A 16,407-nucleotide genomic window follows, 5' to 3' on the forward strand; every position below is an offset into this window, starting at 1 on the left:
CGCCCTTTTGCCCAGCGTGGTTTCTTATCAGGCCGCTTCGGCTACCGCCGCGGGGCGGGGCGACAGCAGGCTGACGACGATGAAGCTGACCAGGCCGATGGCCAGGCTGTAGTAGATCGGGGTGTTGGCATCGAAGCCGTCCTTGAGCATGAACACCAGCGCGGTGACGAAGCCCAGGGCCATGCTGGTGATCGCGCCGGCGGTGGTGGCGCGCTTCCAGTAGATGGCGCCGATCAGCGGGATCAGCATGCCGCCCACCAGCAGGTTGTAGGCCAGGGTCAGGGCGCTGAGCACGTCGTTCACCACCAGGGCGATGGCCAGGACCACGACACCGGTGACCAGGGTGCAGATGCGGTTCAGGCTCAGGCGGGTGGAGCGCTGGCCGGTGACGATCGGCAGCAGGTCTTCGGTGATGGTGGTGGACGCGGCGAGCAGGCCGGCGCTGGCGGTGGACATCATCGCGGCCAGCGCGGCGGCGATCACCAGGCCACGGATGCCGTCCGGCAGGGCGGCGCTGACGATGGCGGCGAAGGCGTTGTTGACGTTGTCCAGGTCAGGCAGCAGGACCTTGGCGCACATGCCGATCAGCGCGCCGACCAGGCCGTAGATCACGCAGTACACGCCCGCGGCGGTGCCGGCGTACTTGGTGACCTTCTCGTCGCGGGCGGTGAACACGCGCTGCCAGATGTCCTGGCCGATCAGGATGCCGAAGAAGTAGATCAGGAAGTAGGTGATGATGGTGTCGTAGCCGATGGTGTGGAAGCTGAAGGCGGTCGCCGGCAGCTTGGCCACCAGTTCGTCCCAGCCGCCCACGCGGTACAGGCAGATCGGCAGCAGGATGAACATCAGGCCGACGGTCTTGATGATGAACTGCACGATGTCGGTCAGGGTCAGCGACCACATGCCGCCGATGGTGGAGTAGACCACCACGACGCCGCCGCCCAGCAGCACGGACACCCAGAACGGCAGGCCGAACAGGACCTGCATGACGGTGCCGATGGCCAGGGTGGAGACCACGCCGATCATCAGCGCGTAGGCGAACATGATCACCGCCGAGGCCTGGCGGGCCATGGGGTTGTAGCGGCGCTCCAGGACTTGCGTCACGGTGAAGATGCGCAGCTTGAGCAGCGGTTTGGCGAGGAACAGGTTCAGCGCGATGATGCCGGCGCCCAGCGCGGCGCACAGCCAGAAGCCGGAGATGCCATGGACGTAGCCCAGGCGCACGGTGCCCACGGTGGAAGCGCCGCCCAGGACGGTCGCAGCCATGGTGCCCATGTAGAACGACGGGCCGAGATTGCGGCCGGCGACGAGGTAGTCTTCATGGGTCTTGGCGCGGCGCATGCCGTACCAGCCCAGCCACAACATGCCGGCGGCATATATCAGTACGACGATCAGATCTAACGCCATGGGTCGCTTTCCTCACACTTGCATTGTCATTGTTGCCGCTCGCTCGTGGCGTGCGGTAGGGCACCGGACCGGCGGCAACCGGTCCGATGGGGTCTTTCGGGTCATGCGCTTCGCCAGGCAGCGAAGCCTGGATCAGGCCGTCGGTTCGCTGATGCTGCGCACCGGGCGGTCATGGCTGGCCACCCAGCGCGGGCCCTTGGGGCCGTAGACGCCGGCCGGTTCCGGGAAGGAGCGCAGCAGGGCCAGGTAGAGCAGGGCGGCCATGCCGAGGGTGACCGGCAGGCTGATGTCGATGCCGCCGGCCAGGTTGCCCAGCGGGCCGACGAACTGGCCCGGCAGGTTGACGAAGCACAGGCCCAGCGCCGCGCTCGGGATCCACGCCCCCATGCCGCGCCAGTTCCAGCCGTTGTGGAACCAGTAGGCGCCGCCTTCCTGGCCACGGGTGAATACCTGCAGGTCGTCGGCGTGGTAGAAGCCACGGCGGATGATCAGGCCGAGGATCATGATCACCATCCACGGGCTGGTGCAGGTGATGATCATCACGGCGAAGGTGGACACGCTCTGCACCAGGTTCGCGGCGAAGCGACCGATGAAGATGAAGGCGATGGACAGCAGGCCGATCAGCAGGGTGGCCTGCACGCGGTTGAGCAGGCGCGGGAACACGCTGGACATGTCCAGGCCCGTGCCGTACAGCGAGGTGGTGCCGGTGGACATGCCGCCGATCACCGCGATCAGGCACACCGGCAGGAAGAACCAGCTCGGCGATACCGCCAGCAGGCCGCCGACGTAGTTGTTCTGCGCGATGTAGTCCGGCGCGTTGACCGCGACGATGGTGGCGGTGGCCAGGCCGAACAGGAACGGGATCAGGGTTGCCAGCTGGGCGAGGATCACCGCCAGCATGATGCGCTTCTGCGAGGTCTCGCGCGGGATGTAGCGCGCCCAGTCACCGAGGAAGGCGCCGAACGACACCGGGTTGCTCATGGCCAGCAGGGCGGCGCCGATGAAGGCGGCCCAGAAGCCTTCGCTGCCCATCTGCACGGTGCCGGCGTAGCCGGCGTCGAAGGGGCCGGCGAAGGCGAACAGGCCGAGCAGGAACAGCAGGCTGGCGGCCCAGACGGCGATCTTGTTGACCATCAGCATGAAGCGGAAGCCGTAGATGCAGACGATCAGCACCAGCACGGCGAACAGGCCGTAGGCCAGGCCCAGGGTCAGGTCGGTTTCCGGCAGGTCGAACAGGCGCTTGGCGCCGCCGATCAGGGCATCGCCCGAACTCCACACGGAGAGGGAGAAGAAGGCGACGGCGGTGAGCAGCGACAGGAACGAGCCGACGATCCGCCCGTGCACGCCGAAGTGGGCGCCCGAGGAGACCGCGTTGTTGGTGCCGTTGAGCGGGCCGAACAGGCCCATGGGCGCAAGGATGATCGAGCCCACCAGCACGCCGAGCACGATGGCCCAGACGCCGGCCTGGAACGACAGCCCGAACAGCACCGGGAAGCTGCCCAGCACGGCGGTGGCGAAGGTGTTGGCGCCGCCGAAGATCATGCGGAACAGGTCGGTGGGCGTGGCGTTGCGTTCGTTGTCCGGGATCTGTTCGACCCCGAATGTCTCGATGGTGGTGATTGCGTGTGCGTTGTTCTTGTTATCCATGACTTCCTCCCGGGGAGCCCTGTCTTTATGGCGTCGGCGACGGTGACAGGTGCTCGTGTGTGGCCAGCCAGCGGCCCAGTTTCGGATCACGGCGGAAGACGATGGTCTCCCGCTCGTGGTTCAGGCTTTCCTCTCCCTGGATGCGCAGCCGCGTGGCGACGTCGTGGCAGAACACCGCCACGTCCTCCCCCTGCAGGCTCACAAAGGTGTTGCTCGAAAGGCAGTCAAGGACCTCGAAACCATCCTCACGCAGCCAGCCTTCCCACACCTCGCGGTACGCCGCGCGCGAGAGCAGCGGCTGTGGCCAGGTGTGGAAGATGAAGCTGGCGTCTTCGCTGAAGGCGGCGAAGTAGGCTTCGGTGTCGGTGCGCGCGAAGGCTGCCACGAGATCGCGGGCAGCCTCCAGCACCTGTGCTACGCAGGCGTCGTTATTCATCGGTGTGCTCGTGCGCTCAGCGGCGCTCCACGCCCGGGAGGATGCAGAGCATTTCGTACAGCAGGTTGGCGCCGAGCAGCGAGGTGTTGCCGGTGGTGTCGTAGGGCGGGGAGACCTCGACCAGGTCGCAGCCGATGATGTCCAGGCCTTGGCAGCCGCGGACGATTTCCATCGCCTGGATGGTGGTCAGGCCGCCGATTTCCGGGGTGCCGGTGCCGGGCGCCCAGGCCGGGTCGATACCGTCGATGTCGAAGGACAGGTACACCGGGCCGCCGCCGACTTTCTCGCGGACTTCGGCCATCAGCGGTTCCAGCGACTTGTGCCAGCACTCTTCGGCCTGCACCACGCGGAAGCCCTGCTTGCGGCTCCAGTTGAAGTCTTCGGCGGTGTAGCCCTGCGCCCGCAGGCCGATCTGCACCACGCGGTCGCAGTCCAGCAGGCCTTCTTCCACCGCGCGGCGGAAGGTGGTGCCGTGGGCGATCTTCTCGCCGAACATGTGGTCGTTCACATCGGCGTGGGCGTCGATGTGCACCAGGCCGACCTTGCCGTGCTTCTTGTGGATGGCACGCAGGATCGGCAGGGTGATGGTGTGGTCGCCGCCCAGGGTCAGCGGGAGGATGCCGTGGTCGAGGATCTTGTCGTAGGCCTCCTCGATGATGCGCACCGCTTCCATCAGGTTGAAGGTGTTGATCGCCACGTCACCGATGTCGGCAATGTTCAGCGAGTCGAACGGCGCGGCGCCGGTGGCCATGTTGTACGGACGGATCATCACCGACTCGGCGCGGATCTCGCGCGGGCCGAAGCGGGTGCCGGAGCGCAGGGAGGTGCCGATGTCCAGGGGCACGCCGACGAAGGCGGCGTCCAGCTCGTTGAGCTCTTCGGGGGACTGGATATGCGGCAGGCGCATCATGGTGGCGATGCCGCCGAAACGCGGCATTTCGTTGCCGCCCAGGGGCTGGTGAAGTTTCTTGTCCATGGGAAGGGCCTCAGGCTGATCGCTGTCTTCGTGGAAACAGGCTTGTTGAATACTGAGACCGGATTCTCATCAGGCGGGGTAGTAGAAAAAATCGCTGGCTACAAATAATCACTTCAGAGTTTTCTAAACTAATCAGGGCGGCTAGACTGCGCCACCTTGCCGCAGCGGACGGCTCGCCGGGCTTGTGGCCTGCGGTTCCTGGATAGATAGCTGGCTTTCTATCCTCCGTTTTCAGGTGCAGAAACTACTGAACTAGAGCGGCCCAGCCGCGGTTTTGCGGAGTCATCATGAGCGCGAGCGCACTGCCCGACGTCAAACTGCTGCGGATTTTCGCCTGCGTGGTGCGCAGCCAGGGGTTCGCCGCCGCGCAGCAGGAACTCAACCTGTCGACCTCGGCGATCAGCACCTACATGAGCCAGTTGGAGAACCAACTGGGCATCGTGCTCTGCCACCGCGGCCGGGGCGGTTTCGGGCTGACCAGCAAGGGTGAGCTGTTCCACCAGGAAACCCTGCGCATCCTCGGCGAACTGGAAGGCTTCGAGCGCTATGCGGCGACCTTGAAGGGCGAATTGCGCGGCACCCTGAACCTGGGCGTGCTGGATTCCACCGTGAGCGACCCGGCTCTGCCGCTGGCCGACGTCATCGGCTCCTTCAGCGGCCTGCACCCGGCGGTGCACCTGCACCTGCAGGTGCAGAGCCCCTACGAGCTGCAGCTGGCGGTGCTGGACAACCGCCTGGACCTGGCCATCGGCTCGTTCTTCAGCCGCATGAACGGCCTGGTCTACCAGCCTCTCTATAGAGAGCAGCACTGGCTCTACTGCAGCGACCGCCACCCGCTGTTCGACGGCCGGCGCATCCCCGCCGAGCTGATCACCCAGCAGCGCATGGTCGGGCGGGGCTACTGGAGCCAGGCGGAACTGGCGCGGCACGGCTTCAAGCACAGCGCCGGCACCGTCGAGAGTATGGAGGCGCAGCTGATTTTGATCCTCTCCGGCGGCTACATCGGCTACCTGCCCGAGCACTACGCGCACCCCTGGGTGGAGCAGGGCCGCCTGCGCGCCCTGTTGCCGGCGACCTTCGGCTACCAGGCGCCGTTCTCGCTGATCCTGCGCCGTGGTCGTTCCCGCGAGCCCCTGATCCAGAACTTCCGCGACCTGCTGCGCACCCAGCCGAGCCAGACATGAGCCGCGCCCGTTGCCCCCGCTGCGAGCGGCCGCTGGACCATTGCCTGTGCGCGCTGATCCCGCGCCTGGACAACCGCACCCGTGTGCTTTTGCTGCAGCACCCCAGCGAGGTGGGCCATGCGCTGAACACCGCGCGGCTGGCGGTGCTTGGCCTGGGCAATGCGGAGCTGAGGGTTGGCGAGGACTTCAGCGATCTCGACCTGTCGGCGTGGGATGCCTGGCTGTTATTCCCCGGCGAGTCCGCCGTGGCGCTGGCCGACTTGGCGGCGCGGCCTGTGGATAAACCGCGCCTGCTGGTGGTGCCCGACGGCACCTGGCGCAAGGCGCGCAAGCTGCTGCACCTCAACCCGCGGCTGGCGGCGCTGCCGCGGGTGGTACTGCCGGCAGGGCTGACCTCGCGCTACCGCCTGCGCAAGGCGCCGGCCGAAGGCGCGCTGTCGACCATCGAGGCGGTGGCGCATGCGCTGGACGCGCTGGATGCGCCGCGCTCCCACGCCGACCTGTTGCGCCCGTTCGATGCGCTGATCGAGGGGCAGATTGCGGCGATGGGGGAGGAGACCTTCCGGCGCAATCACGGGCCGCGTTCTTCCAGCTGATGGCGGCGGACCTTGTCCGCCGTCGCGTGCATGGCACGCTCCTACAGTCCTGCGCCGTGCTGCCTGTGTAGGAGCGGGCCATGCCCGCGATCCGCCGGCGGGGCCGGCGTGTGCCAAGGTGTCGATAGCCCCGCGGCGGATAACGCTGGCGCGTTATGCACTCGACGATCCTGATGGCGGCGGACTTTGTCCGCCGTCGCGTGCGTGGCACGCTCCTACAGTCCGGCGCTGCGCTGCCCGTGTAGGAGCGGGCCATGCCCGCGATCCGCCGGCGGGGCCGGCGCGTGGCCGGACCGTGGGGCACGTCATGCGCCCCGCGATTTGAACCGAATCAGTCATTAGGCCGGATGCCCCTTGGGCATGATCCGCCACGCGGTGCTTTTCGTAGGAGCGAGCTTGCTCGCGAACCGCCCAGCTCCGAAGTTGCCGGAACCCGTTCGCGAGCAAGCTCGCTCCTACACGCCCCGGCGATCCTGTCTGTTCCGATTGTGGGCCAGGAGATTTTAAGTCTCCTGTGCTGACTCCATGCATTGCGCTCAGGTTGATGCGGAGGTCGCACGATAGCGCTCCAGCAGCAGCGGGATGGCCCGTTCGCGCCAGAACTGGGTGCTGATCATCCCGCTGGACATACCGCCGTGGGCATGGCGCGCCAGGTGGACGTGGGTGGGATGGTCCAGGCCGATGCCGGCAAGCTCCTGGAAGAGCCGCGCGAGCAGTTGCGCCAGTGCGGCCTCGCTGGCGGGCCACGGCGTGTCGGCGAGATGCTCGGCCATCTCCCGCCACAGGTAGGGATCGCCCCGCAGCCCCCAATACAGAGGCTCTTCGCGGAACAGTTCGGCGACGCAGGTGGGGCCTGACATGGACGGACTTCCTTGTAAGGTGTTCGGGCTGCCGCGCATGCGCGGGGAGGGCAGTGTCGCCGCTGGCGGGGCATCTGGAAAGGTTGCCCGCGCGCCGATTTCTGCCCGGCGGCCACACCGGCGCGGCGGCTGCCGTTATACTGCGCCCCTGATTCCCCTTCGCGAGGTGTTCGTCCGATGCGCAATTGATGCCGCCGTGGTTTCACGGCCCGTTTCCTTCCCTGGCCCGTTCCGGGGGAATTCCGGCATCAATCTGGTAGTGCGCATGACGAGCCCGTTCACCCTGGCGCTGCAAGGCGTCTCCTATCCATTGCCCAGCGGCGAGCCGCTGCTGAGCGACCTCCACGAAACCTTCGACGAGCGGCGCACCGCGTTGGTCGGGCGCAATGGCGTGGGCAAGTCCGTGCTGGCGCGGATCATGGCCGGCGAGCTGGCACCCAGTGCCGGCCGTTGCCTGGCATCCGGGCCGGTGCATTACCTGCCGCAGCGCGTCGAACCGCAGGCATTCCGCAGTGTGGCTGAGCTGGCCGGCGTGCAGCCGCTGCTGGACGCGCTGTCACGGGTCGAGAATGGCGGCGTCGATCCCGCGGACTTCGAGCGCCTCGACGGTCATTGGGATATCCGCGCCCGCCTGGACGCCGAACTGGCTGCCGCCGGGCTCGCCCATCTCACGCCCGACACGCCCGCCTCACGCCTGAGCGGCGGCGAATGCACGCGGGTGGCACTGCTCGGCGCCTGGCTCAGCGACGCGGACTGGCTGATCCTCGACGAGCCCAGCAACCACCTCGACCGCGCCGGCCGTGAGGCCCTGCGCGAGCAGGTGCAGCGCTGGCGCGGCGGCCTGATCCTGATCAGCCATGACCGCCTGCTGCTGGACGACATGCAGCGCATCGTCGAGCTGTCCTCTGCGGGCCTGCGCAGTTATTCCGGCGGCTACGCCGTCTACCGCGAGATGCGCCAGCAGGAGCAGGCCACCGCCGAGCGCGAGTTGCAGCGGCGCAAGCTGGAGCGTGATCGCCAGCAGCACGCCATGCAGGAGCAGCGCGAGCGCCAGGCGCATCGGCAGGCCAAGGGACGCAAGGACGCGAAGGAGGCCAACCAGGCGAAGATCCTTATCGACCGGCAGAAGGAGCGCAGCCAGACCAGCATCGCCCGTCTGGCCACGCAGCATGAGGAGCGTCGCGAGCGCCTGGCGCGGGAGGTGCGTGAGGCTTACAGCCAATTGCCCGACGATGCGCCGGTGGTGCTCAACGCGCCCGACTGCGCGTTACCCGAGTCCCGCGGGGTGTTGCGGCTGGAAGGCCTGCGCCTGCCGCTCGGCAATACCGCGGCGCTGGACTGGCAACTGAGCGGCCCGCGCCGCGTGGCGATCACGGGGGGCAATGGCAGCGGCAAGTCGACCCTGCTCAAGGTGATCGCCGGCGTGCTCGGCCCGGCGGCTGGCACGTGCGATGCGATGGTGCGCAGCGCCTATCTGGACCAGCACCTCGCCGCGTTGCTGCCCGAACGCTCGGTGCTGGAGCTGCTGCGCGAGCGCAATCCCGTGGCTGACCTGTCGATCCTTCGCACCCGCCTGGCGCAGATGGGGTTGCCGGCGGCGCGGGTCGAACTGCCCAGCGCGCTGCTAAGCGGCGGTGAGCGTGTGAAGGCGGCGCTGGCCTGCGAGCTGTATGCCGAGCACCCGGCGCAACTGCTGCTGCTCGACGAGCCGGACAACCACCTCGACCTGCCGTCGCGCGAGGCGCTGGAAAACCTGCTGCGACAGTACCGCGGCGCGCTGCTGGTGGTGTCCCATGACGCGGCGTTTCTCGACCGGCTGGCGCTGGAGGCACGACTGGAATGCACGGCTGACGGCTGGCGCTGGTCGGCCGGGTGAGCTTTACCCGCGGCGAAGGGCTGGGTAGGATCGGCTTTCCTCTCTTTCCGGCTGCCTCTGCCGTGCTCCGCCCAGGCGTTGAATCGCGAAGCGGGCATTCATGCTGCCGACGCTCCATCGGCCGTCACCGTGTGTGGCGCGCTATCCCTTTCGTAATCGCTGAATCAGGATGATTTCATGCTTATTCGCCAACGCATCGCTGCGGACAATCCGCGGCTGCTCGATATCTGGCTGGGCGCCGTGCGCGCGACCCACCACTTCCTCCAGGCGTCGGACATCGACGACCTGTTGCCTCAGGTCCGCGACCTCTACCTGCCGGCCGTCGCGGTCTGGGTGGCGGTGGATGCCGAAGACCGCCCGCTGGGCTTCATCGGCCTGAACGAGTGCCATGTGGAGATGCTCTTCATCGATCCGGAGTGCCGGGGGCGTGGCCTGGGCCGTGCGCTGCTGGATTTCGCGCGTGAGTTGCGCGGCACGCTGAGTGTCGACGTCAACGAGCAGAACCCGCAGGCGGTGGGGTTCTATCGGCACTACGGCTTCGTCCAGACCGGGCGCTCGCCCACCGATGGCGAGGGGCGACCCTTCCCGCTGCTGCACATGAGCCTTCCGACCCCTGAATAAGGCATGGCCTACTGGTAGGAGCGAGCCACGGTCGCGATTGCGGGCATGGCCCGCTCCTGCGTGATAGTTCAGCGCTCGGCCACGCCCTCACCCTAACCCTCTCCCGGAGGGAGAGGGGAGCGTTCGATGCAGGATGAAGCCACCGTGTCAGCCGGCACCATCCGCCCCCTCTCCTGAGGGAGAGGGCTGGGGTGAGGGCAAAGCGCAAAAACGGAATCACGCAGGGAAAGACAGCGGCCCCCACCGGTGGAATAACCGTGCATGCCCTACGCCGTCTCGCCACTGCCGAAGCGGATGCTCCGCGCGCCGAGCTTGAGCAGGCTGTCGGCGAACAGGTCGCTGGCGGTCTGGCGGCAGTCCCAGGCGGCTTCCCAGTCTTCCCGGTGCCGCCAGTGCAGGCGGCCGACCAGGCGTTGCGAGGGGGCTTCCACATGGAGTTCGCTGGCGAGGTAGCCGGGGCGCCGGTAGAGCAGTGCCTGCAGGTGCGACAGGTAATCGCCCAGGCGTGCGGCAATGTGCGGACGTTGCTGGGGCGTTACGTCGATCTCGATCTGCAGGATGAAGTGTGGATTGTCCACGCAGGCATGGGCGGTGATCGGGGCGGCTTGCGTCATCTTCCTGGGCTCCCTGGCTTGAAACGAATGCCTGGCGAGGGTAAAACCTCAACTTAAGTTGAGGTCAATAGCCCATGAAAGAATCTTCTTCCTGTTCGATGCACCGCGAGCTGAGCGTCGGCGAGCTGGCCAGGCGCGCCGGCGTGGCCGTGTCCGCGCTGCACTTCTACGAGGCCAAGGGGCTGATTTCCAGCTCGCGCAATGCCGGCAACCAGCGCCGTTACGCCCGCGACACGCTACGCCGGGTGGCGGTGATCAAGGTGGCGCAACGGGTTGGCATTCCCCTGGGCGAGATCGCCGAGGCGCTGGGCTCGTTGCCCACCGGGCACAACCCGACGGCAGCGGACTGGGCGCGGCTGTCGGCGCGCTGGCGGGACGACCTGAACGAGCGGATCGAGAAGTTGCTGCTGCTGCGCGATCAGCTCGATGGCTGTATTGGCTGTGGGTGCCTGTCGATGGAGGCCTGCCCTCTGCGCAATCCGGGGGATTGCCTGGCGGAGGAGGGGCCGGGGGCGCATTGGCGGGGGGAGGGAAAGTGAGGCGTTCGGAGTCTGCGGGAGTGCCCGCTCCCTAACCCTGGCTGCGCGCCCCGCTCCGAAGGGAGAGGGGACTGGTCCGAGTGACGTGCATCAACTGAGTTCGCCGGGCGTATTGGATGCAGGCAGCGTCATTCTTCCAGCCGGAGCTCCCGCTCCCTTCAGGGAGAGGGCTGGGGAGAGGGTGCCAACCCCCGCTGCGAAGCCCGCCGGGAAACTCACCGCTCCCGCAACGCCTCCCACCGTGCCTTCAGCACCGGCTTGAGGATGTAGTCCAGCACGCTCTTCTCGCCGGTGATGATGTCCACCGTCGCCACCATGCCGGGAATGATCAGCAGGGGCTTGGCGTCGGTGCCCAGGTGGTTCTTGTCGGTGCGCACCTGGATCAGGTAGAAGCTGTTGCCCTTGTCGTCGGTGATGGTGTCGGCGCTGATCACTTCCAGCTTGGCCTTCAGCCCGCCGTAGATGGTGTAGTCGTAGGCGGTGAACTTCACCGTGGCGGTCTGGCCGGGGTGGAGGAAGGCGATGTCCTGGGGGCGCACCCGCGCTTCCACCAGGAGGTTGTCCTCCAGCGGGACGATTTCCACCATGTCGTTGCCCGGCTGCACCACGCCGCCGATGGTGTTGACCTTGAGCTGCTTGACGATGCCGCGCATGGGCGCGACCACCAGGGTGCGGTTGACCTTGTCGTCGATGGCGCGACTGGTGGCGGTGAGCTTGTTGAGGTCGGTGCGCACGTCGTTGAGCTCCTTCAGCGCGTCGCTGCGAAAGCCCAGTTTCGATTCCTCCACCTTGCGCTGGATTTCGCTCACCGCGGCCTCGGCGCGGGGGATGGCGAGGTTGGTGGCGTTGAGGTCGCCACTGATTTCCACCGCGCTGCGACGCAGGCGCAGCAGCTCCACCGGGGAGACGGCGCCGGCCTTCACCAGCGGCTCGGACATGTTGATCTCCTGCTGCACCAGCCCGAGGCTCGAGCGGTACTGCTGGGTCTTGGCGCGGAACTCCTGCAGCTCCTGGCCCTTCTGCCGCAGCTGTTCCTGGAGGATATTCAGCTCGCTGTTCTGCCGTTGCATGCGGGTCTGGTAGAGCGCCAGCTGGTCTTCCACCACCTGCGGCGCAGCCTTTTTCAGCTCGTCGGTGAACACCGGTTCGCGCCCTTCGGCTTCCGCGCTCAGACGCTCCACGCGGGCTTCCAGGGAGTTGCGGTCGGCCTCGGTCTCGCCCTTGTTGGAGGAGAAGCGCGTGTCGTCCAGGCGCAGCAGCGGCTGGCCCTTGTTCACCACCTGGCCCTCGCGGACGAAGATTTCCGAGACGATGCCGCCCTCCAGGTTCTGGATGGTCTGCACCTTGGAGGAGGGAATGGCCTTGCCTTCGCCCTTGGTCACTTCCTCGATATCGGCGAAGTAGGCCCAGGTGATGGCCGCCACCAGCAGGCCGAGCGCCGCCCACAGGGTGATGCGCGTGGCGTTGGGCGAGTCCTCCAGCAGGGTGCCCTGGACCTCGGGCATGAATTCGGTGTCGCGGGCGCCGTTGCCGCCCAGGTAGCCACGGATCGATTGCGAGAAGTGCATGGCCATTACCCCGCTGCCGGGCCGACGTGGCCCTTGCGCAATGCTTCGATGACCGCGTCTTTCGGGCCGTCGGCGACGATGCGGCCGCTGTCGAGCACCAGCAGGCGGTCGACCAGGCTGAGCATCGAGGTGCGGTGGGTGACCAGCAGCAGGGTCTTGTCGCGGCAGGCTTCGTGCAGGCGCTTGCGCAGGATCTCCTCGCTGCTGTTGTCCATGGCGCTGGTGGGCTCGTCCAGCAGCAGGATCGGCGGGTCGAGCAGCAGCGCGCGGGCCATCAGCACGGTCTGGCGCTGGCCGCCGGACAGCAGCTGGCCACGCTCGCCCACCGGGCGGTCGAAGCCGGCCGGGTGCTGCCGGGCCAGCTCGCTGACGCCGGTCAGCTCGGCCACTTCGAGCATCCGCGCATCGCTGACGTAGCGCGCGCCGAGAGTCAGGTTGTCGCGCAGGCTGCCGGCCAGCAGCGGCAGGTCATGGGCCACGTAGCCGATCTGCTGGCGCAGGTCGGAGACGTCGAGCTGGCGCAGGTCCAGGCCGTCCAGCAGGATCTGTCCTTCGTCGGGGTGGTAGAAGCCCATGAGCAGGCGGCCGAAGGTGCTCTTGCCCGAGCCGCTCTTGCCGATGATGCCGATCTTCTCGCCGGGGGCCAGGCGCAGGCTGACGTGGTGCAGCGCCGGGGTGGTCTGCTCGGGGTAGCTGAAGCTGAGCTGGCGCACTTCCAGCGCGCCGTGCAGCTGGGTACGTTCCAGCGGGCGCTGGCGGGCCTGGCGCTCCTGCGGCAGCTCCATCAGCGCGTCGGTGCTCTTCATGGTCAGGCGTGCCTGCTGGTAGCGGGTGATCAGCCCGGCGATCTGCCCCAGCGGGGCCAGCACGCGGCTGTTGAGCATGTAGCTGGCGACCAGTGCGCCGACGCTGAGGTTGCCGTCGAGGATGCTGTAGACCCCGGCGCAGATCATTGCCAGGCCGGCGAACTGCTGGAGGAACAGCGTGCCGTTGGTGGCCAGGGCGCTGAGGAAGCGCGCATGGTTGTCCAGCCGCGCCAGGGCGCCGTGGGTGGATTCCCAGCGGTACTGGCGCTCGCTCTCGGCGCCGCAGGCCTTGAGGGTTTCCAGCCCGCCGAGGGTTTCGATCAGCAGGGCCTGGCGTTCGGCGCCCAGGGTCAGGCTCTTCTGCACGGTGTCGCGCAGGCGGCTCTGGATGATCAGGGCGAACACGATGGTGATGGGGAAGGCCAGCAGCGGCACGGCCACCAGCCAGCCGCCGAGCAGGCCGATGACCAGGATCATCAGCAGCGAGAAGGGCAGGTCGATCAGGCTGGTCAGGGTCAGCGCGGTGAGGAATTCGCGCAGGCCCTGGAAGTCGTGGATGCTCTGGGCAAAGCCGCCGACGGTCTCCGGCTTGGCCACCAGCGACATGCCGGTGATGCGTTCGAACAGGGTGGCGGAGAGCACCACGTCGGTCTTCTTGCCGGCCATGTCCAGCAGGTTGGAGCGCAGCACCCGCAGCAGCAGTTCGAACAGCGTGCCGATCAGCAGGCCGGCGGCGAGCACCCAGAGGGTCGACAGCGCCTGGTTGGGCACCACGCGGTCATACGTCTGCATGACGAACAGCGGTACCAGCATGCCTAGCAGGTTGATCAGCAGGCTGGCGACCAGGGCGTCGGTGTAGAGCCAGCGCGACAGCCGCAGGGTGTCGCGGAACCAGGCGTCGACGCGCGGCACCAGCGGCTTGCGCGCGGCTTCGAGTTCGTGGCGTGGGCGGGCGAAGAGCGCCTGGCCGCTGTACTGGGCGGCCAGCTCGTCGGCGCCTACGGCCTGTTCGCCGCCGTCGGTCTCGCAGGGCAGGATCAGCGCCTGGCCGTCGTCGCGCCATTGGCGCAGCACGGCGCTGCGGCCATCGTTGAGCAGCAGCAGCACCGGCAGGTTGAGGTTGGAGATGCTCTTCAGCTCGCGGCGCAGCAGCCGGCCCTGCAGGCCGGCGCGGGCTGCCGCGCGCGGCAGCAGGGCGGCGGAGAGCCGCTGGTCGCGTAGCGGCAGGCCGGCGGACAGGCTGTTGCGGCTCACGGCGCAGCCGTGCAGGCGGCACAGGATCAGCAGTCCGTCGAGCAGGGGATCGTCATGGCTCAGGCGCGGATCGCCCGGCGCAGGTGTGCCGCGCTCCTGGATGATCATGGTCACGCTACTTCCTCCCGGGCCGCGCCGACCCGCGCGGGCAGGCCACGCCGAGCAGTTGCAGCTGCTCGCCGGGCCCGCCGGTCGCGGGTTCTTCCGTGCCCTGTCGTATCGCCTCACGGCCGTCGCCCCGACACCGGGCGGCGCGGGGCGGTGACGGGCGCGTGCGACTTTCTTATTTCAGGTCAGGCAGGCGCGCCTCGTTCTTCACATCCGACAGCGCCACGGCCTCGTGCGGGGCGACCACGTGCTGGGAGCGCAGCAGGCTGCCCATGCTGCCGAGCACGCGGTACATCGAGTACTCCTCGGTGTAGCGCACGTCGACGTAGCGGCGGTTGGCGGTGAAGAGTTCGTTCTCGCTGTCCAGCAGGTCGAGCAGGGTGCGCTGGCCGAGGGTGAACTGCTGCTGGTACGCCTCGCGCACCTTGCGGGTGTAGTCGGCGTATTCGCGGGCGGGCTGGGTCTGCTTGCGCGAGTTTTCCATCGCGTCCCAGGCCAGCGAGAGGTTTTCGTTGAGCAGCCGCAGGGCGTTGTTGCGGATGTCCTGGGCCTCGCCGATCTGGTGCGAGGTGGCGTTCAGGTGGGCCTTGTCGCGCATCCCGTTGAACAGGTTGTAGCGCATCACCACCTGGGCTTCCCAGCTGTTGTAGTGGCCTTCATCGCCGTCGACGTTGTTGTTGGCGGCCTTGGCCAGCTCGGCGTCGAAGCGCGGGTAGAAGGGCGCCTTGGCCGCTTCGTACTGCGATTCGGCGGCGTTGACGTCGGCTTGTGCCGACTTCAGCAGCGGGTTGTCGTTGAGCATGCCCTGGCGGGCGCTCAGCAGGTCCGGCGGGACTTCCGCCTTGACCGTGGCCGGCGTTTCCAGCTGGTCGGGCATGCGGCCGGTGGCGCTGTAGAAATTCGCCTCGGCATCGGCCAGGTTCACTTCCTCCGTATAGAGGTTGTTCTGCGCCAGGGCCAGACGGGCGATTGCCTGGTCGTTGTCGGCGGTGCTGCCGACGCCGCGCTCGCTGCGCAGGCGGATCTGGTCGCCGATGCGTTCGTGGGCCTGCAGGTTGTTCTTCGCCAGCGCCACCATCTCGCGGCGCTTGAGCACTTCGAGGTAGACCTCGACGGTGCGCAGGGCGGCGGTTTCCGAGGTTCCGAGGATACGGAAGGCCTTGGCGTTGACGTTGGACTCGTTGCGCCTGACCTCGTTGGGCGTGCCGAAGCCGTCGAACAGCATCTGCCGCAGACGGATTTCCGCATCGCCGCGGGTCAGGGTTTCATCGTTGTGGTTGCCCTGCGCGCGAGTCGTGGGGCTGTCGGTGTTCTCCCGGCCGTAACCGGCCACGAGATCGACGGTAGGCAGGTAGCCGCCCCTGGCGAACTTCAGTTCCTCATCTGCAGTGAGGCGACTGTTCACGCTCTGGCTGATTTCCGGGTGGTATTGCAGCGTGCTTTGTATAGCTTCGGTCAGTGTCATGGCCTGCCCATGAGCCCCTGACACCGCCAAAAATACACCGCTCCATAGTGCCGCGTTACGACTGCGCATGGCTTTGCTCCTGGTGTTCTGTACTTCGATGCTCTTTGATCGCCAATTTATTGGCTTTTTTGTCTTATCAAGCGTTTCACGCCTGTAACATCAGAGCTAAGAACAACTTTTCGAAAAGCTCAGAAGAATTTTTCACAAGGGTTATTCGGAAAAAATCTTATGAGCCCTGTGAAAACCAGCACATTGTTTGAGCGTGCAAGCCCTCGTGTTTCCTGGGTATGGGCCGGAGGAGGCGCTTGCAAACGAAGCCAGGTACGGTTTGTAGCAGTAAGGGCGGGGACCACCGCAGAAGGACAAAAAACGCGTGGCCAGCATGACAAAAAATTGTCGCTGGCTTTTTGATGCAAAAGCGCTAGCAGTCCTCTTTGCTCCCTTCGCAAC

The 16,407-nt window shown here is 66.9% G+C and carries 14 protein-coding genes; 5 read left to right on the top strand and 9 right to left on the bottom strand.

Annotated features, from left to right (window positions below):
* Positions 1-27: 27 nt before the first annotated feature.
* From N0B71_RS16805 to speB, 4 genes are all read right to left on the bottom strand, one after another.
* Positions 28-1,407, bottom strand: a complete 1,380-nt coding sequence (locus N0B71_RS16805) for a sodium:solute symporter (protein WP_259753774.1) — start codon at positions 1,405-1,407, stop codon at positions 28-30.
* A 132-nt stretch (positions 1,408-1,539) separates the two neighbouring features.
* Positions 1,540-3,054, bottom strand: a complete 1,515-nt coding sequence (locus tag N0B71_RS16810) for a purine-cytosine permease family protein (RefSeq protein ID WP_259753775.1) — start codon at positions 3,052-3,054, stop codon at positions 1,540-1,542.
* A 25-nt stretch (positions 3,055-3,079) separates the two neighbouring features.
* Positions 3,080-3,490 (bottom strand): YybH family protein, encoded by a 411-nt coding sequence (locus N0B71_RS16815; protein WP_259753776.1) that lies wholly within the window; start codon positions 3,488-3,490, stop codon positions 3,080-3,082.
* A gap of 16 nt (positions 3,491-3,506) precedes the next feature.
* On the bottom strand, positions 3,507-4,466 hold the full coding sequence (gene speB / locus N0B71_RS16820) for an agmatinase (protein ID WP_259753777.1): 960 nt from the start codon (positions 4,464-4,466) through the stop codon (positions 3,507-3,509).
* Between the two features lie 287 nt (positions 4,467-4,753).
* On the opposite strand from speB, the gene N0B71_RS16825 reads away from it, so the two are divergent.
* Together N0B71_RS16825 and N0B71_RS16830 are read left to right on the top strand one after the other, a co-directional pair.
* Positions 4,754-5,650 (top strand): LysR family transcriptional regulator, encoded by an 897-nt coding sequence (locus N0B71_RS16825; protein ID WP_259753778.1) that lies wholly within the window; start codon positions 4,754-4,756, stop codon positions 5,648-5,650.
* On the top strand, positions 5,647-6,246 hold the full coding sequence (locus tag N0B71_RS16830) for a tRNA-uridine aminocarboxypropyltransferase (protein ID WP_259753780.1): 600 nt from the start codon (positions 5,647-5,649) through the stop codon (positions 6,244-6,246). The genes N0B71_RS16825 and N0B71_RS16830 overlap by 4 nt, the downstream gene beginning before the upstream one ends.
* 536 nt (positions 6,247-6,782) lie before the next feature.
* Here the strand turns inward: N0B71_RS16830 and N0B71_RS16835 are convergent.
* Positions 6,783-7,106 (bottom strand): hypothetical protein, encoded by a 324-nt coding sequence (locus N0B71_RS16835; protein ID WP_259753782.1) that lies wholly within the window; start codon positions 7,104-7,106, stop codon positions 6,783-6,785.
* A gap of 265 nt (positions 7,107-7,371) precedes the next feature.
* Between N0B71_RS16835 and N0B71_RS16840 the strand changes: the two genes are divergently transcribed.
* Together N0B71_RS16840 and N0B71_RS16845 are read left to right on the top strand one after the other, a co-directional pair.
* Positions 7,372-8,982, top strand: coding sequence for an ABC-F family ATP-binding cassette domain-containing protein (locus N0B71_RS16840; RefSeq protein WP_259753783.1), 1,611 nt, complete (start codon positions 7,372-7,374; stop codon positions 8,980-8,982).
* 177 nt (positions 8,983-9,159) lie between these two features.
* Positions 9,160-9,603, top strand: a complete 444-nt coding sequence (locus tag N0B71_RS16845; protein ID WP_259753784.1) for an acetyltransferase — start codon at positions 9,160-9,162, stop codon at positions 9,601-9,603.
* A 266-nt stretch (positions 9,604-9,869) separates the two neighbouring features.
* On the opposite strand, the gene N0B71_RS16850 is transcribed toward N0B71_RS16845, so the two are convergent.
* Entirely contained in the window at positions 9,870-10,217 is a 348-nt protein-coding gene (locus tag N0B71_RS16850) for an antibiotic biosynthesis monooxygenase (RefSeq protein ID WP_259753786.1), read from the bottom strand.
* Between the two features lie 74 nt (positions 10,218-10,291).
* Here N0B71_RS16850 and soxR point away from each other — a divergent pair, with 74 nt between their 5' ends.
* Positions 10,292-10,756, top strand: a complete 465-nt coding sequence (gene soxR / locus N0B71_RS16855; RefSeq protein ID WP_259753787.1) for a redox-sensitive transcriptional activator SoxR — start codon at positions 10,292-10,294, stop codon at positions 10,754-10,756.
* 215 nt (positions 10,757-10,971) lie between these two features.
* On the opposite strand, the gene N0B71_RS16860 is transcribed toward soxR, so the two are convergent.
* The 3 genes from N0B71_RS16860 to N0B71_RS16870 all read right to left on the bottom strand — a co-directional run bounded on the left by N0B71_RS16860 (position 10,972) and on the right by N0B71_RS16870 (position 15,957).
* Entirely contained in the window at positions 10,972-12,324 is a 1,353-nt protein-coding gene (locus N0B71_RS16860; protein ID WP_259753788.1) for an HlyD family type I secretion periplasmic adaptor subunit, read from the bottom strand.
* A 5-nt stretch (positions 12,325-12,329) separates the two neighbouring features.
* The gene (locus N0B71_RS16865; RefSeq protein ID WP_259759594.1) at positions 12,330-14,492 is read right to left on the bottom strand and encodes a type I secretion system permease/ATPase; all 2,163 of its coding nucleotides are present in this window, start codon (positions 14,490-14,492) and stop codon (positions 12,330-12,332) included.
* A 175-nt stretch (positions 14,493-14,667) separates the two neighbouring features.
* Entirely contained in the window at positions 14,668-15,957 is a 1,290-nt protein-coding gene (locus N0B71_RS16870; protein WP_416790353.1) for a TolC family outer membrane protein, read from the bottom strand.
* Positions 15,958-16,407: the final 450 nt, after the last annotated feature.

The sequence above is a fragment of the Pseudomonas sp. GCEP-101 genome (assembly GCF_025133575.1).
In the GTDB taxonomy this organism is placed as follows: domain Bacteria; phylum Pseudomonadota; class Gammaproteobacteria; order Pseudomonadales; family Pseudomonadaceae; genus Pseudomonas; species Pseudomonas nitroreducens_B.

Coding starts and splice junctions, on each gene's coding strand:
- N0B71_RS16805 (WP_259753774.1), bottom strand. CDS start 1,407: ATGGCGTTAGATCTGATCGTCGTACTGATATATGCCGCCGGCATGTTG.
- N0B71_RS16810 (WP_259753775.1), bottom strand. CDS start 3,054: ATGGATAACAAGAACAACGCACACGCAATCACCACCATCGAGACATTC.
- N0B71_RS16815 (WP_259753776.1), bottom strand. CDS start 3,490: ATGAATAACGACGCCTGCGTAGCACAGGTGCTGGAGGCTGCCCGCGAT.
- speB (WP_259753777.1), bottom strand. CDS start 4,466: ATGGACAAGAAACTTCACCAGCCCCTGGGCGGCAACGAAATGCCGCGT.
- N0B71_RS16825 (WP_259753778.1), top strand. CDS start 4,754: ATGAGCGCGAGCGCACTGCCCGACGTCAAACTGCTGCGGATTTTCGCC.
- N0B71_RS16830 (WP_259753780.1), top strand. CDS start 5,647: ATGAGCCGCGCCCGTTGCCCCCGCTGCGAGCGGCCGCTGGACCATTGC.
- N0B71_RS16835 (WP_259753782.1), bottom strand. CDS start 7,106: ATGTCAGGCCCCACCTGCGTCGCCGAACTGTTCCGCGAAGAGCCTCTG.
- N0B71_RS16840 (WP_259753783.1), top strand. CDS start 7,372: ATGACGAGCCCGTTCACCCTGGCGCTGCAAGGCGTCTCCTATCCATTG.
- N0B71_RS16845 (WP_259753784.1), top strand. CDS start 9,160: ATGCTTATTCGCCAACGCATCGCTGCGGACAATCCGCGGCTGCTCGAT.
- N0B71_RS16850 (WP_259753786.1), bottom strand. CDS start 10,217: ATGACGCAAGCCGCCCCGATCACCGCCCATGCCTGCGTGGACAATCCA.
- soxR (WP_259753787.1), top strand. CDS start 10,292: ATGAAAGAATCTTCTTCCTGTTCGATGCACCGCGAGCTGAGCGTCGGC.
- N0B71_RS16860 (WP_259753788.1), bottom strand. CDS start 12,324: ATGCACTTCTCGCAATCGATCCGTGGCTACCTGGGCGGCAACGGCGCC.
- N0B71_RS16865 (WP_259759594.1), bottom strand. CDS start 14,492: ATGATCATCCAGGAGCGCGGCACACCTGCGCCGGGCGATCCGCGCCTG.
- N0B71_RS16870 (WP_416790353.1), bottom strand. CDS start 15,957: ATGACACTGACCGAAGCTATACAAAGCACGCTGCAATACCACCCGGAA.